Here is a 225-nt window from a genome sequence, read left to right as displayed (position 1 = left end):
GGCTCGGTTGAGTATACATATCAGGTCGATATTCAAATTCAGACAGATTCCAGCCGCTTTTGCTCAAGATGCCTGTCCCTCTTTTCTTCGGTAATCAGCGTGGTGAAGGGGATCAGCTTGATCCGCCGCCAGATGCCGTGATCCGTCCCCTTAATAACAGGCTTATGGTTGCTCGCCATGAAAATCTTGAAAGTCGGCAGAAAGTTAAAATGCTCCCCGTACAGG

Annotated in this window: 1 pseudogene; it reads right to left on the bottom strand. The window is 48.9% G+C overall.

Features of this window, described 5'->3' with window-relative positions:
- Window positions 1–38 precede the first annotated feature (38 nt).
- A pseudogene (locus tag ACYVTD_RS19240) lies at window positions 39–225 on the bottom strand (DNA primase family protein); the annotation flags it as partial.

Source organism: Treponema sp. R6D11 (assembly GCF_054786075.1).
This window is presented reverse-complemented; position numbering and strand designations above follow the sequence as displayed.